This window comes from Anatilimnocola aquadivae (assembly GCF_049819085.1).
GTDB lineage: Bacteria > Planctomycetota > Planctomycetia > Pirellulales > Pirellulaceae > Anatilimnocola.
Window position 1 is genome coordinate 7,043,059 of the sequence record NZ_CP187419.1, and the last position, 16,836, is coordinate 7,059,894.

Genomic DNA, 16,836 nt, shown 5'->3' on the forward strand with positions numbered 1-16,836 from the left:
GCCATGCCTGTTGTTGGCACGTTTCCCACCATCCGTTCCGAAATCGCCGGCGTTCCTGTGGTCGAGTTGGCCAAGCAGTTCGGCACCCCCAGCTACATCTACGACGCGGCTTCGATCGTCGAGCGGATCAACGACCTGAAGCAGTTCGATGTGATTCGCTTCGCTCAGAAGGCCTGCTCGAACATCGCAATCCTCGACCTTTGCCGCCAGAACGGCGTGGTGGTCGATGCGGTCAGCGGTGGCGAAATTCACCGGGCAATGAAGGCCGGCTTCAAGCCCGGCAATGTCGAGCATCCCGAGATTGTCTACACCGCCGACATCTTCGACCGCGAAGCGCTCGAAATGGTCGTCAAGCTGAAGATTCCCGTGAACTGCGGTTCGCCCGACATGATCGACCAATTGGGCGAAAAAGCCCCTGGGAGCAACATCACGCTGCGCATCAACCCCGGCTTTGGTCACGGCCACAGCCAGAAGACGAACACTGGCGGCGAGCAATCGAAGCACGGCATCTGGCACGAGCAACTCGACGACTGCTTGCAGCGGGCCGACCGCGGCAACATCGCCGTCACGGGCATTCACATGCACATCGGCAGCGGCACCGATTTGCATCACCTGTCGCAAGTTTGCGGCGCCATGGAGAATGTCGTCGAAACCGTCGGCCGCAGCGTCAAGACCATCAGCGCCGGTGGTGGCCTGCCGATTCCTTACAACACCCAGCAGTCGTACGTCGATCTCGACCAGTACTATCAGCTGTGGGATGCCTCGCGCAAAAAGCTGGAAGCGAAGCTCGGCCACAAGCTGACGCTGGAAATCGAACCCGGCCGCTACTTGGTTGCCGAAAGCGGTTACCTGCTCAGCGAAATTCGCGCGGTCAAGCAGATGGGCAACAACACCTTCTATCTGCTCGACGCCGGCTTCAACAATCTTGCTCGCCCCATCCTCTACGGCTCGTATCACCCCATGTCGATCGCGCCAGCCAATGGCGCCACAAGCAGGCCCGAAGTGGACGTGGTCGTCGGTGGTCCGCTCTGCGAATCGGGCGACATCTTCACGCAGGAAGAAGGCGGCTTCGTCTGCACTCGCAAATTACCCCAAGCCAACATCGGCGACTATTTGATTCTCGAGCGCGCCGGCGCTTATGGCTTCGTCATGGCTTCCAACTACAACAGCAAGCCGCTCGCTGCGGAAGTGCTCATCAAAAACGGCAAGCCTCACCTGGTTCGTGCCCGCCAAACACACGAAGACATCACCCGCGGGGAAACGATTCCTGCGTAGCATTTGGCATGTTAGACTGAAGGCATGAACACCGTCAGCTGGCAGGATTTGCAGCGTGATCCATCCTCGCTGCTTCAACGCATTGAAGCAGGTGAGTCGTTGCTGTTGACCAACAACGGATTGACGATTGCGGAACTTCGCCCGGTCGCTCGTTCACCGGTTGGCCAGCGGCCCATCGGACTAGCCGAAGGCGAATTTGTCGTCCCAGCAGATTTCGACGCGCCTCTCTCCGATGAGGTGCTCGATGCGTTTGAGGGACGATGAAAATTCTGCTCGATACGCACGTCTTTCTCTGGTTTGTCGCGAACGATCGGCGACTACCAACCGCTTATCGATCAGCAATTCAAGACTTGAACAATCAAGTCGTTCTAAGCATTGCCTCGGTCTGGGAAGCAGCGATCAAATACCAAACGGGCAAACTTCCGCTCCCGGGCAATCCTGGAGTCTATCTGCCGAAGTTGCGTGTCACACACGACATCGAAAACCTGCCCATCGAAGAAGGTGCCCTCACGATCCTGGCAACTCTACCCTCGTTGCATCGTGATCCTTTTGATCGCCTGCTGATTGCACAAGCGATCCACGGCAATTATCTGCTTGCTTCGCTTGACCCGCAGATTGCAGCATACTCAGTTTCATTACTTCCAGGCTGAACTTGCCTGAGATGGTCATGATATCCGCGACCGGCAAGTTCGTTGTTATCCCCTATCGCCTCGGCAGCAGAAAGCTCGCTTCGGTTTCGCCGTTGGAGAAAAGGGCGAAGCGATCGCCGACGAACTCGAGTTTCCAGCCTTCGAGAGCGGAGATCGGTTTTCCCAGGTTGTCGGTGATCGGCGTATTCGGTCGCAGGACGATTTCGACGCCCCCTTGTTCGAGAATCACCAGCCCCTTTTCGCTATCCCCGCGATTGATGACTTGAGTGATGGTCAACTTGTCACTGATGGGGCTGGGTGGTGCGACCGGAACGATCTGTAGTTTGGCTTCCACTTTTTCGCAATCGACGTGGTGACTTCCGCTCACGTTCGGAGAGTTTAAGAACGTCAATTTGCTGCCGGAGAGTTCCATCAGTCCCGGTGTAGAGCAAATGGCTCCTTGAGCATGACTGATCCGTAGTAGCCCGCCACTCATCAGCAGGCTGCTGCTCACCATCTCCGCGCCCGGGCGACCAAACATCGAGCCCTCGTGGGCGACATCAATGTAGTGGCCAGCGAGCACGATGTTCCCGCTGCCATGAGAGATATTTACCGCACCTCGGGCAATGATGACACAATTACTCGCATGGGCAATTCGAATGCTCCCATCAATCAAGTAAACGCTGTTGTTAGCAAAGCTGACTTCGTGGCTGCCACGGGCACATACCATTTCTCCAGGTCCGCCGCGACCGGGAAAACCTGGCGGACCAGCCGGTTTGCTAATGCACTCCGCAAACTTCACCGGCATGCGCGCCGTTTTGGCCGTCGCCGCACGGTTGGCTTGGGTGACGAGTCTTGTGACGGCTCCTTCGATCAGCGGATCGGTCCAGCCCGGCTTTTGCCATTCGGTTCCCTTCGCATGTTCGCGAATCCGTTCGAGCAGTACGCTCCAAGTTACCTTCTCCATGAGGGCATTCAACTTTTGCTCGCCGAGGGCACTCAGGATGAACTGAGCCCGGCGCGATCGTTCCAAGTCCAGCGAACGAGTTGCCTCAAGCAGTTGCTTCTCGGCGGCCTCTGCGTTTTTGAGCAGCTCCTTCTGAGCTGCCTCACGAACATCGAACGAAGCATCTCCAAGCTGCTCGATCGCCTGCTGGATGCGAGCGTCACTCAGTGGCTCGGCAGCATATCCGACCGCCAGTGGTGCACCAACGACGGCGAGGAAGATGACCCAAGTCAGAGCAGAGAATCGCAACATACTTATGACTCCTGAGGAGCGGCGGATGGGCGATTATAAACGCCTGCGGTCAAGGGAGACAAACAATTGTCACAGTTCATGAACCCGGAGTGTTACTCCTCCGCTTGCTCGGGCAGTTTCACCTTGGCTGCTGTCAGCACTTTATTGAAGACAGCCAGCGGCGAGTTGGTGACGGGAAAGCCGCTCGTTGGCTTGCCGTCGATGTATGCCTGCACCGACATGCATTGAAAGCAAATCACCAGTTCGACCGTTTGTTTGCCAGCTTGAATGCGAATTCCATGACGCGGCAGGAAGCAGCCGGCGACGGTGCCATTATTCTCGGCCGACGATTTTTGGAGAGCCGCGAGCAGTGTCTGGCGATCTTGCTTGGTCAGCTTGGTGCTGCCCAGTACGACGTAGTCGTGAAACCGCTCTGGCTTGGCGATCGGGTTGGTTTTATCCTCCTCGGCAGCATCAGTGGCAGCAGCCTCTTCAATGGGTTCGAGCGATAGCAGCTCAACGCTCTCCCCTTTCTCCCATGCAGCCGAGATCTCAGCGGGAACCTTGTTGTCGTCGATTAGCATCACAAACAGATAGACGCTACCAACGAGCACCAGTGCGGCGGCCGAACCAAGGAGCTTCGCCATGGGAGAGTGATTCCTGGTGAAAGGGTGCTAGCAAGTTGTTTCGATGCACAATTCCGCTCTGGCCCTTCTGGCGGCCGCTGAGTACTATCCGCCCCGGTCTCCATCCTTTTTAGCCTTCGTTCTTTGCCAGGGCCAGTCGCACGCATGCGCGGGTCTCGTTCGCCACACCTCGACACTCGCTCGCTTCGCACTTGCTGCGTGGCGCTGGTGCTGTTGTGCGTGCTGAATACGGGCTGCGTTCGCCGGCGCATGACCATCCGCAGCTTTCCTGCAGGGGCGCAGGTGTTTGTCGACGACCAGGAAATCGGCACGACTCCTTGTTCGTCGGCGTTTGTCTATTATGGCACGCGCAAGATCATGCTGGTCAAAGACGGCTACAAGACCGAAACGCTCTATCATCAATTCACCGTACCTTGGCACCAGTACGTTCCGCTCGACTTCATCAACGAAAACCTGAATCCGCGCGAGATCCGCGATGAGCGAATCGTCGATGTCACACTCGCGCCGCAAGAAACCGTCTCCCCCGAAAAACTGCTCGAGCGGGCCAACAACCTGCGCAGCGGCGCCCGACTCGGCATGATCACGCCGCTACCCACCGTCCCACCGGGAACCGTGTTGCCCAAAATGGGCGTCCCCGGCGATGGCTTGCCCGGCAATCAACCGATTCCCTATCAATCGCTCCCCACACCAACCGGCCAGCCCGCCGTCGGTGGCGGGAACACTCCACTCGGCCCGCCGGCATCGACCTTGGGACCACAGAACCTCAGTCCGCAAAATCTCGGACCTCAAAACCTCAGTCCCCAGCAATTCAACCCACCACTCCCGACCTTCGGGCAGCAACAGCCGATCAATGGTGCCCTGCCGCCAGGTCAACCGCTCCCCTCGGGGGCCGTCCCACCGCGCGGCGCGATGCCACCCACCGGTGCCGTTCCGCCCGCTGGCTCACCACCGCAGTTCTTCCCCAGCCAGGCGTTTCAATAGCCGCCTACAGCAGCTTCACGCCATTCCCGGGCACGTTCGGATAATGGCAAATCCCTCGTTCCACGCGCACCCCCGTGGCAATGTCTTTTGCCAGCAGCACCGCGCCGTCCATATCGACGTAGTCGAGCAGCGGCAGTAGCTGTGCGATGGCCGAAATCCCGACGGTCGACTCCGTCATGCAACCCACCATTACCTTCAAGCCAAGCTGGCGCGCCTCGGCGATCATTCGCCGCGCGGGAGTGAGCCCGCCGCATTTGACGAGCTTGATGTTGATGCCGTGAAACAGCCCGGAACAGCGGGCCACATCGCTTTCGACGATGCAGCTTTCGTCGGCCATGATCGGCAACGCCACACTCTCACGCACGCGGCGAATCTCTTCCCACTTGTTCGCTGGCAAGGGTTGCTCGATGAACTCGACGCCCAACTCTTTCAGTTGCGGAGCATACTCGAGTGTTTGTTCGGCCGACCAACCACAGTTGGCATCGACGCGAAACGTGGCACTCGTAGCCTGACGCAGGCCACGGACAATCTCCAGATCGCGATCGGTTCCCAGCTTGATTTTGTAGATCGGCCAATCGGGAAACTCCTGCAACTTTTCCAGCATCTTCGGCAGCGTATCGATGCCGATGGTGTAGTTCGAGGCGGGAATCTTGTCCGTCGTCAGCCCCCACAGTTCGTACACAGGCTGGCCCGCTCGCTTGCCCCACAAGTCATGCGCAGCCTGATCCAGCGCGCACAGGGCGAACGGATCATCGGCCAGCAAGGGCTGCATCTGCTGCCACAGTTCTTCGGGCCGCTCCCACTTTGCCGTTTCAATCTGTTGGCGAATCCCTTCCAAACGATGGCTCATGCTCTCGACCGTAAAGCCGTAGTAGCGATTCGAAGTCGCTTCGCCGAAACCGCTCACGCCGCCACTCGTACCATCGTCTTGCAACTCGACGATCATCGTGGGCTGCGTGTCGATCGACTCGCGCGAGATCGTGAAGGTATGCCGCAGCGGCAATTCAAACGAGTGCAGGATGAGTTTCATGGGATGGGCAAGAGACAGGGTGCGAGGGATGGAGCCTGAGACGAACTACGAAGACGAGAAGAAAGTGCCACGTGCGATTATCCAACTTCGCCGGCCTCGCCGAAAGTGCCTGGCGATCGTCACTCGTCTTCCTGCGGGCGGTTTGCATATTCGGAGATGACTTTCACGGTGAAGCCGCCTATCATCTCGCCCTCAAGCAGGTAGATCCAATCGTTTAGTTGACTGATCTCGAAACGAACTCGATCTCCTAGCTTCAAGTTGGGCACTCGCGCGGGATCGTTCCCCAGCGTGCCAAAAATGACTTTGTCCTCGATGCTCGAAACCTTGATCCAAATAAACTCCTGGTCGCCCTTGGTACCAATCGGACCTTTGACGTTGAACTGATGGTCGACATTGCGGTCGCGACTCTCGAATGCGGCGACGAACTCGGGCCAGCGGGCTTTCGCTTCGGCCACGGCAGCCATCATCGCTGGATCGTCGTCGGGAATCGCGATGATGGGCGCGTGATATTGCCGTTCCAATTCGCCCCGCGGATCTTCGCCTCGCAGCTTCTGTTCGGTTTCGGGATCGTAGGCGAACATTCGCCCGGCATCGGGATCGAAGATAGCCAACACATTGTCGTCGGCCAGTTCAGCCAGCAACCGGGCAACCAATTGATAGGCAATGGTTTCGGAATTGGCTTCTGGGCCGAGCCAACTCACCACGTCGACGGCCGTCCAGGCTCGATGTTCCAAGATCGCGTGGTGCAAGCGGCGCTCGACCATGTCTTCGGCAGCGCTTTCGGAATCGTCAAAGTACTGCTGATCGTGATGATGAACGATCAGAAAGGCCTGCGGATGCTTGATCATAAACAACGGAGGATCGCCAACGACAAAGGCCGTCTCGTCGCCATCGGCATTGTCATTGTCGCTCGGCGCGGAATCGTCTTCGTCGGAGCTTTTCGTAACGGAAATACCCCAAGCCTTACTCGCTAGTCTCGCGAGCACGGCTGCATCCAGGTAAGGCTGCTCCCGGAACAACAGAACCAGCGAAAGAAACGGTTTGTCGTTCTCGTCAGCGGCCGACTCTTCGTCCTTGTCGCTCAGGTAGAAGTAGGTGACGCCAAACCCGGCAGCCATCAACCCCACCCCGAGCACGCTGCTGATGCTCCACATCGTCCAGCCATTCAGGGAAGCATTGATGAGCATGGCCAGGAACAGCAGCAATACCCAGGGAATTCCCCACCACCGCGCACCAGGCACTTTCAAGAATTTGCAAATTGCAAAGACGATCCCAAAGATTGCCGCCAAGACCATGGGGCGCGGCCAATCCGCGATCGTCCAGCGATTTTCAGCAATCGCCCAATACAACGTATAGAGACTGATTAGCACTGCGGCCGGCGCGTACCAATCGACGTCATCATCAAACCAGCGTGTGAGCCATTTCATATGACGGAGAAGTTTAGTGGCGGGCAAATGAACTGGCAAGTTTTTACCCGAGGTAGACTAGAATGAATATTGTCACCTCTCGCCAGTTTCTATTTGTGTTGCTCCCCGCATGTGGAATGGCACCAATCGATTGAGTAAGCACCAGCGGCACAGCGCGATCATTGTCGCGGCGCTGGGCATCTTGGGCCTGAAGGTACTGGGCTCGATCCTGCTGGAGTATCGTTGGTACTTCCCGCCGAACTTTGTCGAATCGGCCTTTCTCACGGGTCGCGAAGAGTCGTTCACGCGGACTTACGCCCTGGCCTTCTACACGCACATTCTCAGCGGGCCGCCCACGATCCTGCTCGGCACGTTTCTCTTGTGGAGCCGTGGCGCGGGGCGTTTTCGCGTGTGGCATCGCTGGGCCGGCCGCCTGCAAATGATTCTGATCTTTGCCGCGCTCGTTCCCAGCGGACTCGTCATGGCGACGCAAGCCTTCGCCGGTCCCCTCGCGGGCTGGGGCTTCGCGACGCTCACCCTCGCGACCGCTGCTTCTGCCGCGCTAGCCGTCTGGCACGTCCGCGCGGGACGCATTCAACTCCACGAGCGCTGGGCCTGTCGTTTGTTTATCCTGCTCGTCTCCCCCTTAATCCTGCGCCTCGTCTCCGGCGTATTGATCGTCACCGGACAGGAATCCGCCACCGCTTACATCCTGAACGCCTGGCTCAGTTGGCTCGTCCCACTCATCGCCTACGAGATCTGGCAGCGAACTCGCAGCACGCATTAGGATCCTCTTCGCGATTAGGCCGGCAACGAGCGGTACTCCGCGCTGTTCCGGCGCGCTGCCCCTGCGCACGACACTCACCACGCCCCCGCCCCTGCGGCGGGGGGTTTATTGGCTTTTGCACTAGCTGATGCTTGAGCCGCTCGACTGCCGGCTTCCTTCCCCGTTGGAGTTCCGGCTTTAGCCGGTCCTGCTCCCTGCCTCTTCCCCTCGCGGTTGCTTGCGCCGCTCCCCTGCCGCCCTACTTGCTACTTCGCCTTCCTCATCTTCTTCTCTAACATCGCCTGTCTTGCCTTCCTTTCCTTCCGATTCAGTGGCCGTCGCACCCCGGGGCCCTCCATCGCAGGCAAGCTATCGCCCCCTGACCCTTGCTCACTGGTCACCTCACCTGCCCCCGCACGTTCTTCCCGGTGCTCCACAGACACCACCACCTCACCCGTCAACTCGCCGTGAACAGTCCGCCGCGCGGCCTCTTCTTCATACAACTTCATCACGGGCCGCGTCGCCGAATCGAAGGCTGCCATTGCACTTACGGGATCGCGGAACTTCTCGTTCCGCATCTCCGCAGCCTCCTTCGCGAACAGCTCTGAACAGTCCCTATTCAGGGGGCCGCTGCGCCGCTCAGCCCGCTCGGGGTCAGGAGTCTTTGGCGAGCGACGATCATCCATCTTCGAAAGTCTCTCTTCGCCATAGACTCCCGACCCCTGACTCGTTGCCCGCTCCTTCGCCGGACCTTCCTCCGCATCCAAGCCTTCCTCTTCGCCCAAGCCTTCAGCTTCTTCCGCTGCCAGCGCTGCAGCCGCGAGCGAACTGAGGAGCGAAGGCTGTGGCAACATCGCGGCGTGTTCGGCCAACTTGCACGCGACCATCAGGTAGCGCGGGTCGCCGTAGCCCGTCCGAATCGTTGTCACCGAATTCGCCCCGGTGAAATTAGCCGACTTGCGAACGGTCTTCATCGGCCCCTGCGACATGCGCCACGCGTTTTCCGCCTGCGCACACAAGAAATTCAGCCTTTCCGCCGCCATCTGCTCGGCGACGTACAACTGCTGCTCGCGCCGCACGATGTCCTTCACCCCCGGCGACATTTCCACCAGATACGCCGCGACACGCTCGATAATCTGACGGATCCGCGTTTGCGAAATCTTCAGCTTTCGCGCCGCGACGCGCGTGCTAAACTGCGACACCTTCACCAGTCGATACGCTTCAAAATCTCGCCAACACGGCGGCAACGACACCTGCATGGTCGATCCCTTTCGCGAAAATACGCTGTGCAATCTCACAACACACCTTCGCCAACCTATCAACCACTCGTGACTAGTTAGGTCACGCCCCGCTAGCATTTTTTCAGGAAACCCGAAGCGTCAGCGAGGAGTGTGTGCTCGCCCGCCTGCGATTTCGCCGCCCGTTCGCCATTCGTTTCGCCCTGGCAGCGTTGGCCGATACGAACGGCTCAGCTTGGACAAGCCGCGCTAACCACCCCTGGCGCGCTCCTCGCTTACGCTTCGGGTTTTCTAATCTCGTCCGTCACGAACATAGAGAATGGCGGCTTCCAAATGTTCTTCTTGAAAGAGCCAGCGGATGCTTCCTCGCTCAGCCCACCAATGTTCTCGCGACTCTCCACCTTCAGCTTGTCGAAAAGCCTTGAGTCGTCGCGTCAACCACGCTTTAATTTGAGCTCTCATCACCCGGGGCGCGGCACTTGCCGAGACTACCGCGTGCAGATGATTACTGCGGCAATTAACGGCATATAGGTGCCAATTTTTGAACGAGCAAGTTTCTTGTAGTTGGCCGTGAACCACTTCTCGATCGCGTGGTGAGAGCAGGCAGCAGTCTTCGTTCAGCTTGGCCAAACTTTCCAGTTCTCGCCAAGGATTAGGGAGCTGAAATCCATGGCGAAACTCAACCCAGCCTCGTGCGTCGCCTGGCAACCAGGTTCCGTAAGTCGCCCAAGTAAAGAAGAACGCAATCGGATCGGTCTGGCTGCGAACGAACGTCATGGATATGGATACTACGAATGCGGCAGGGCATTGTCACCTGCTCTCTCGATTTACGATCTCTCAAATCGCGTGAGCGAGAAGTGTGCGCTCGTAACATTCGTTTCGCCCCGGCAGCTCAGGCCGGATCGAACGGCTCAACTTGGACAAGCCGCGCTAACCACCCCGGCGCGCTCCTCGCTGACGCTTCGGGTTTCCTGGGCGAAGATCAACCAAGTGAGGGCAACCTGCAAACGATTTCCCCCGCCCTGGTCCCTAACCTCTGGCCCCTGGCGCCTATTCCCTAACCCCTAGATCGGCACGCCGTTCCAGCGGGTGAAGGCTTCCATGGCGAAGTACTCGGGCAAGCCGACCTGGTTGTAGCGCGCGGCGGTGCCGGTGTTGCGGTCTTCGGCTCGTTGCCAGAACTCGCGCGGATCGCTGCCGGGGAAGAGCGCTTCGTCCTTTTGGCTCTGGTGCATGAAGATCGCTTTGCGCTTCTGCAAGATATCGCCGGGGCTGAGTGGCACCGTGATTTCGATTTCGTGCAGTTCGTATTCTTGCCACGCGCCACGATAGAGGAGCGCTTCGGGGCGTGAGCCATGCTCCTGTTCAATCTGCAGCAGCGCACGAAAGATGGCCTGCGCACAAACGCGGTGCGTACCGTGCGGGTCGGAAAGATCGCCGGCGACATAAACCTGGTGAGGCTTTACCTTCTCGATCAGGTCCTTGATGATCTGGACGTCTTCTTCGCTGATCGGCTTCTTGGCGATGGTGCCGGTGCGATAGAAGGGCAGGTCGAGATTGTGCAGATGCTCTTCCTTGGCACCGACCTTGAACGCACCCGCTTTGGCTTCGCCCCAGCGGATGAGTCCTTTGATTTTTTGCACGGCGTCGATGTCGCAGGTTCCCGGCGCTTTGCGATCGAGCGCTTCGTGCACAGTGCTTTCGACCAGTTGGCTACGCTCGGTATCGATGCCGAACATGCGGTTGTATTCGGTCACCAGGTCGGCGATGCGCTGGGCGTCGTGATCGAAGACGGCGATGTTGCCGCTCGTCATGTAAGCGATGTGCACTTCGTGGCCATCTTCGACCAGACGAATGAGCGTGCCACCCATGCTGATGACGTCGTCATCGGGATGCGGGCTGAAGCAGATGACGCGCTTCTTCTCGTCCTTGCCGGCCGGATGATACTCGATCGTTTGCATCAGGTTGGTAAAGACGTGGTGCGCGATCTTGGGCGCGGGGCCATGATGCCGCAGCAGTTGATGCAAGCCATGCTGACGCAGATCGTCGTCGGTCAATTTCAGCAGGCTCTTGCCCGTTTTGTCGCACAGCCAGATCATCGCTCGCTTGATGAGCGCGTCGGTGAACTCGACGTTGCCGAGTGCCCAGGGCGTTTCACTGCTGATGAGTTTGCTGGCCGCGGCCGTATCGACCAGGACCGTCGCATCGGCATGTTCTTGCAAGTACGAAGCGGGAACACGCGGCGATACTTGTCCTTCGGTCAGTTCCTTGATGATGCCTGCTTTGTGTTCCCCCAGGGCCAGCAGCAGAATCTTGCGCGCGTCGAAAATGGTACCTAGGCCGAGCGTAATGGCCTGCGTCGGTACGTTCCACTCGCCGAAGAAGTCGCTGGCCGCGGCGCGACGAGTAACGGGATCGAGCGTACACAATCGCGTGCGGCTGTTCCGCACGCTGAAGGGCTCGTTGAAGCCGATGTGGCCGTTGCCACCAATGCCGAGAATCATCAGGTCGATGCCGCCGGCCCGTTCGATTTCGCCTTCGTACTCGCGGCAGTAGGCATCCATATTGGCCAGCGGAATATCGCCGCGGGGAATATGAATGTTCTCTTTGCGGACATTCACCTTCGAGAAGAACTGTTCGTGCATCCAGCGGTGATAGCTCTGCAGCTGATCGGGCGTCAGGCCGTAATATTCGTCCAGGTTGAACGTGATCACGCCCGAGAGATCGAGCCCTTCTTCCTTGTGCATGCGAGCGAGCTCGCGATAGACACCGACCGGGGTGCTGCCCGTCGGCAAGCCGAGGACCGCGTTCTGCCCCAGGGCGTTGCGTTCGCGAATGATGCCGGCGACGATTTGCGCGACATGCCGGGCTAAGTCAGAGCCCGATTCGAAAACATAGGCGGGAAGATTGGTGCCCGCCGCGCGGCGAGCCTTGGGTGCAGCAACAGTGCTGGTAGCCATAGTGCAGATGAATGTCGGCCGAGAGCCGGAAAATAGGGCGAAAAATAGGGCCACTTCTGGCAGCAGCCACACGCCTCGTTGCTCTCCCAGTATGTCACAAAGGGTTCTCGCCCGCCAGTTGCTTCTGGCCGCCAAGTCGCTCCGCCCGATTATCAACTCGCCGGAAATCGTGTATGGTACTAGCTTTAACCCGCCCACAATGGACGAAACTGCGGGCCGCCGCTGACCCGTGGTGGGCCAGTGTCGATGGTAAACAGCGTCGCTGGCAAAATTGGCGGCTACTGATGCGCGGCAGCGATCCGTCTGCTGTCAGGCTGCGTACAGACTGAATACGTTTGCATCCGTCCCAACCAGCACACTCAAAACCTCACTGCGATCGAGGAACATTCATAATGCACACGCCGCTCAAACTGTCTCTCTCGTCTTTGGTGCTGGCTCTGGGCATCGGTGGCATTGCCACGGCTCAGCCTGCTCCGCCCAAAAAGGCCGACACCAAGCCCGCAGCCAAAGCGCCCGCCGATAAGAAGGCTGCTGACACGAAGGCTGCCGATAAAAAGGGTGCCGAGCCCAAAGCAGAAGCTGCTCCGCCCGCCGCTGGCGACGATCTCAAGGCCCTGATGAAGCGCTGGGAAACCGTCATCGACGATCTGCGCAAGCTCAAGCTGAAGTACGCCGTGGCTCAACCAGCAGAGCGCCCCGCGCTCGAAAAACAGTGGCAGGAACTGGTGACTCAGGGGAATAAAATGATTCCCGAACTGGCCACCACCGGCAAAAAGGCCTACGAAGCAGCCCCCAATCAAGATCCTCAGCTCACACGTTTCCTGGTGAAGATGGCCGTCGATGACGCCCAGAACGATCACTATCAGGCTGCCTTCGATTTGGCCGAACTGCTCATTAAGAACGACTGCGGCGAGAAGCAGATCTATAACGCCGCGGGCATCGCTGCCTTCGGTCTGAACGAATTCGCCAAGGCCGAAGAGTACTTCACTCTGGCTCGCGATGCCGGCACGCTGGCTTCGCCCGGCGATGAATACGCAGGCGAAACCGCCGCTTACAAAGGCTTTTGGGAAGAAGAAAAGAAGCTGCGTGAAGCCGAAGCCACGGCCAACGACCTGCCTCGCGTGAAGATCGAAACCACCAAGGGCGATATCGTGCTCGAATTGTTCGAAAACGAAGCTCCCGACACCGTCGGCAACTTCGTCAGCCTGGTCGAGAAGAAGTTCTACGACGGCACGCCGTTTCACCGCGTGCTGAAGGGCTTCATGGCACAAGGTGGCGACCCGACCGGCGACGGCACGGGCGGTCCGGGTTACCAGATCTTTTGCGAAACTGATAAGCCGAACGCTCGCAAGCACTTTGCCGGCAGTTTGAGCATGGCTCATGCGGGCAAAGATACGGGTGGTTCGCAGTTCTTTCTCACCTTTCGCCCCACCGCTCACTTGAACGGTCGACACACCTGCTTTGGTCGCGTGGTCTCGGGTTTGGACGTGCTGGAGAAGTTGCAAAGTCGCGACCCATCGGCTCCTGATAAGGCCCAGCCCGATAAGATCGTGAAGGCCACCGTCGAACGCAAACGCGACCACGCCTATGTGCCCAAGAAGGTTGAGTAACGTCTCTTCTCGATCGTCTTGCCCGCGAACTATCCACGCCATTGCTCTCAGGTAAATCTCATGACGCGTTCACTCTCCCGCCTGGTTCGTCCTGCCTCGGCTCTTTCGTTGATCATCGCCCTGAGCACCGGCTGTGCTGCTTTTGGTCAGCCTGCTGCACCAAAGGGAGAGGCGCCCAAGGGCGAAGTGAAGCCGGACGAGAAGAAGGCGGAAGAAGCGAAACCTGTCGAGAAGCCCGCGGAGGCACCGGCTGATGATTCCCCCGCTGGCAAGTTCAAAGCAGCGCAAGCCCGCTGGGCGGCTGCCGATAAGCAACTCAACGACCTGGCCACAGCCTATGCTGGCCAAACCGACGCCGTGAAGCGATCGGAAATGAAGGCCGAGTATGTGAAACTCGTCGGCGAGAGCGAAAAGCTGTTGCCCGAGTTGCGAGCCGCGGCCGTCGCAGCTTTTGACGCCGAGCCAAACAAGAGCCCCGACGTCATTCGCACGCTGATTGGCATGGCTGCTCTCGATGCTCGCCGTGATGAGCACGAATCGGCTCTGAAGATCGCGCAGGCAATGCTCGACAAGAAGTGCGAAGAGCCCATTCTGTACTCCGTCGCCGGCACGGCCGCCTATCGCATGGACGACTACGAGACCGCCGAAAAGTACCTCAAGCTGGCCAGCGACAAGAACGCTCTTGATCGCGACGGCCAAGAGTATTTCAAGGAACTGCCCGCTCAAAAGAAAGCCTGGGAAGCTGAGAAAGCCATTCGCGAACAAGAAGCCAAGGCCGACGACCTGCCCCGCGTGAAGCTGGAAACCTCGAAGGGCACCGTCGTGATCGAACTGTTCGAGAATCAGGCTCCAGGAGCCGTCGGCAACTTCATCAGCCTGGTGGAGAAGAAGTACTACGACGGCCTCACCTTTCACCGCGTGCTGGGCAATTTCATGGCCCAGGGTGGTGACCCGACCGGCGACGGCAGCGGCGGCCCCGGCTACGAGATCTACTGCGAATGCGAGAAGCCTGACGCTCGCAAGCACTTTCGCGGCACGCTGAGCATGGCCCACGCGGGCAAGAACACGGGCGGCTCGCAATTCTTCTTGACGTTCCGCCCGACCACGCACCTCAACAATCGGCACACCGCGTTCGGCCGAGTGGTCGAGGGAATGGACGTGCTAGCGAAGCTGCAGCGGCGCGATCCGCAAGCACCTTCACCCCCACAACCGGACAAGATTGTCAAGGCAGAAGTTTTGCGAAAACGAGACCACGCTTACCGGCCAAACAAGGTGGAGTAGTTTTCTACTCGTTCAAATCGGGCATATGCCGCCAGCACGAGCGACAGCCTGTGGTGTGAGACTACCCTTGGCAGAAAACCGCCAAACGCCAAGTAGTTGCCTAAGAGTTCCGATTAAAGGGACTTAAGACGCCCTGCGGATGGCCGCATCCGCACTTTAGGGTATGTTAATGGCCATTATGGCTCCTGCCATCGTTCGCTACCGAACATTAGCAGATAATTTGCAATCTCTTAAAACTCTGTCACTTGACGAACCGCCAAGTAGGGTTGAGAATTTCAAGTAAGACGAAAGCGGAGAATTTTGACGCTTTTCTCGCCCCAAAGCCCGCCCGATTGCGTTTAGTAAGTGGACTTGAGTTGTTGCCTGCACTGGGATCCCACCTATTTCCCAGATTTCGGTAACAATTTCGTAAAAAATCCGTAGACCTGGAAAGGTCAGTCGTCTTACTTGCGAATGTACTACAGCAATGTCCGCACGCGTTCAGGGACTCGCGGGCTGATGATTGCTGCACTGCCAGCCAGGTTAGTTTCCTTAACCGTTACCGGTTAAGAGCCTGACCAAGCCTGCCCCAACCTGTTTCACTCTAAGAAGTTACAGGCCGGCTCGCTGAGCACGAAGTCTGCACCTGCCGCCACCCGAGGTAAAAACCCATGTCCAAGACATCTTCTGCCGACGAAGTGAAGCTGCGCGCCGCGTTTGACAACGTGCGCGCGGTGCTGCTCGAAGGGGACTTTCAAGATCGACTGGAAAAGCCGCTCGCCTTCTGGGTGCTACCAGCCGATCGCCGCCTGCCGCTGGCATTTTTGCCGCGGGAACTGCGGGACCTGCTGAAGCAATCGTTCGATGAACTGGCCGCGACTCCGGGCATCGGCAAAAAGAAGATGCTCTCGCTGGTGAAGCTATTGGGGCGGGCTTTGAAGACCGATCCCAACGCCCTCTCCGCCTTTCCGGGCGATAAGAAGGGGCGTCCGACTGTCGCGGCAACTGTCGTCGACAACGGTCAATTCAATCCCGAGTTGGTTTCGGAACTCGTTTGGGCCCAATGGCGCCATCAGGTGCAGATTAACGGTCTCGCCTACGAGAAGGTCGGCCGGCTTTGCCCCGCCCTGCGCGATGTGCCCACGGTCATTTGGGATACGCAGCTGGGCTTCTACTTGAACTACACCCTGGCCGAGATTCGCGCGCTCAAAACTCACGGCGAGAAGCGCGTACGCGTTGTCCTGGAAGTCTTTCATGCCGTCCACAACATGCTCACCACCATCCAGTCGCTGGCCGGCCTGGCGGTTCGCTTGCAGCCCAAGTTTGTGATCGAACTTGAGAACAATCTGGCGGCGCTCCGCTCGCAAGGCCACGCGCCGACCAAAGCCCAGCTCGAAAAAGGGCTGATTCAACCTTTGCTCGCCCAACTCGATCTCGATTGCGGCGAAATCGTGGCGGTGATCGCCCGCGATCGGCTCGGCCTCGGCGAGTCATCTGGTGCCAAAGGTTCCGCAGCCAGCGGCGTGAGTGTCCGCGTCCAAGCTCGCAAGCTGGGCGTGACCCGTGCTCGCGTGTATCAACTGCTGGAAGAGTGCAACCGCGTGATGCTCGTCCGTTGGCCCGAAGGTCGCCGCCAACTCGATGACTTCGCCCAATGGCTGGACGAAACCTTCGCCCCCGCTGAATGTGCGAACTTGCTCGCCGGCTTGCGTGAACTGCTGTTTCCTCCGAAGTACGACAACATGAGTGACCACATGTTGCACTCCATGCCGGAAACAGCAGCGGTTGGCTAACTGC

General features: G+C 58.6%; 14 protein-coding genes. 8 read left to right on the plus strand and 6 right to left on the minus strand.

Features of this window, described 5'->3' with window-relative positions; all coding sequences use genetic code 11:
• Positions 1–3 precede the first annotated feature (3 nt).
• From lysA to NA78x_RS27940, 3 genes are read left to right on the plus strand one after another with little or no spacing between them, the layout of a single operon-like run.
• Positions 4–1,275, plus strand: a complete 1,272-nt coding sequence (gene lysA, locus NA78x_RS27930) for a diaminopimelate decarboxylase (protein WP_425615657.1) — start codon at positions 4–6, stop codon at positions 1,273–1,275.
• Positions 1,276–1,299: 24 nt separating this feature from the next.
• A complete protein-coding gene (locus NA78x_RS27935) occupies positions 1,300–1,539 on the plus strand; it encodes a type II toxin-antitoxin system Phd/YefM family antitoxin (RefSeq protein WP_425615658.1) in 240 nt (79 codons plus the stop codon).
• Entirely contained in the window at positions 1,536–1,925 is a 390-nt protein-coding gene (locus NA78x_RS27940; protein WP_425615659.1) for a type II toxin-antitoxin system VapC family toxin, read from the plus strand. The genes NA78x_RS27935 and NA78x_RS27940 overlap by 4 nt, the downstream gene beginning before the upstream one ends.
• A 52-nt stretch (positions 1,926–1,977) precedes the next feature.
• Here the strand turns inward: NA78x_RS27940 and NA78x_RS27945 are convergent, their stop codons facing one another.
• Positions 1,978–3,162: a hypothetical protein gene (locus tag NA78x_RS27945; RefSeq protein ID WP_425615660.1), complete on the minus strand. Its 1,185-nt coding sequence runs from the start codon at positions 3,160–3,162 to the stop codon at positions 1,978–1,980.
• 92 nt (positions 3,163–3,254) lie between these two features.
• A complete protein-coding gene (locus NA78x_RS27950; protein WP_425615661.1) occupies positions 3,255–3,788 on the minus strand; it encodes a hypothetical protein in 534 nt (177 codons plus the stop codon).
• Between the two features lie 144 nt (positions 3,789–3,932).
• Here NA78x_RS27950 and NA78x_RS27955 point away from each other — a divergent pair, with 144 nt between their 5' ends.
• Complete coding sequence (locus NA78x_RS27955) at positions 3,933–4,769, plus strand: PEGA domain-containing protein (RefSeq protein ID WP_425615662.1); 837 nt, start codon at positions 3,933–3,935, stop codon at positions 4,767–4,769.
• 4 nt (positions 4,770–4,773) lie between these two features.
• Here the strand turns inward: NA78x_RS27955 and NA78x_RS27960 are convergent, their stop codons facing one another.
• Together NA78x_RS27960 and NA78x_RS27965 are read right to left on the minus strand one after the other, a co-directional pair.
• A complete protein-coding gene (locus tag NA78x_RS27960) occupies positions 4,774–5,799 on the minus strand; it encodes a dipeptide epimerase (RefSeq protein WP_425615663.1) in 1,026 nt (341 codons plus the stop codon).
• A gap of 119 nt (positions 5,800–5,918) precedes the next feature.
• Complete coding sequence (locus NA78x_RS27965) at positions 5,919–7,226, minus strand: DUF2314 domain-containing protein (protein ID WP_425615664.1); 1,308 nt, start codon at positions 7,224–7,226, stop codon at positions 5,919–5,921.
• 130 nt (positions 7,227–7,356) lie between these two features.
• Here NA78x_RS27965 and NA78x_RS27970 point away from each other — a divergent pair, with 130 nt between their 5' ends.
• Complete coding sequence (locus tag NA78x_RS27970; protein ID WP_425615665.1) at positions 7,357–7,992, plus strand: DUF2306 domain-containing protein; 636 nt, start codon at positions 7,357–7,359, stop codon at positions 7,990–7,992.
• 245 nt (positions 7,993–8,237) lie between these two features.
• On the opposite strand, the gene NA78x_RS27975 is transcribed toward NA78x_RS27970, so the two are convergent.
• Together NA78x_RS27975 and nagB are read right to left on the minus strand one after the other, a co-directional pair.
• Positions 8,238–9,230, minus strand: a complete 993-nt coding sequence (locus tag NA78x_RS27975) for a hypothetical protein (protein WP_425615666.1) — start codon at positions 9,228–9,230, stop codon at positions 8,238–8,240.
• A gap of 1,043 nt (positions 9,231–10,273) precedes the next feature.
• Positions 10,274–12,169 carry a glucosamine-6-phosphate deaminase gene (gene nagB / locus NA78x_RS27980; RefSeq protein WP_425615667.1) on the minus strand — a complete coding sequence of 632 codons (1,896 nt, stop codon included), beginning with the start codon at positions 12,167–12,169 and terminating at the stop codon, positions 10,274–10,276.
• Positions 12,170–12,561: 392 nt separating this feature from the next.
• Between nagB and NA78x_RS27985 the strand changes: the two genes are divergently transcribed.
• The 3 genes from NA78x_RS27985 to NA78x_RS27995 all read left to right on the plus strand — a co-directional run bounded on the left by NA78x_RS27985 (position 12,562) and on the right by NA78x_RS27995 (position 16,832).
• A complete protein-coding gene (locus tag NA78x_RS27985) occupies positions 12,562–13,779 on the plus strand; it encodes a peptidylprolyl isomerase (RefSeq protein WP_425615668.1) in 1,218 nt (405 codons plus the stop codon).
• A 60-nt stretch (positions 13,780–13,839) separates the two neighbouring features.
• Complete coding sequence (locus tag NA78x_RS27990; RefSeq protein WP_425615669.1) at positions 13,840–15,060, plus strand: peptidylprolyl isomerase; 1,221 nt, start codon at positions 13,840–13,842, stop codon at positions 15,058–15,060.
• Between the two features lie 650 nt (positions 15,061–15,710).
• Complete coding sequence (locus NA78x_RS27995) at positions 15,711–16,832, plus strand: hypothetical protein (protein ID WP_425615670.1); 1,122 nt, start codon at positions 15,711–15,713, stop codon at positions 16,830–16,832.
• Positions 16,833–16,836 lie beyond the last annotated feature (4 nt).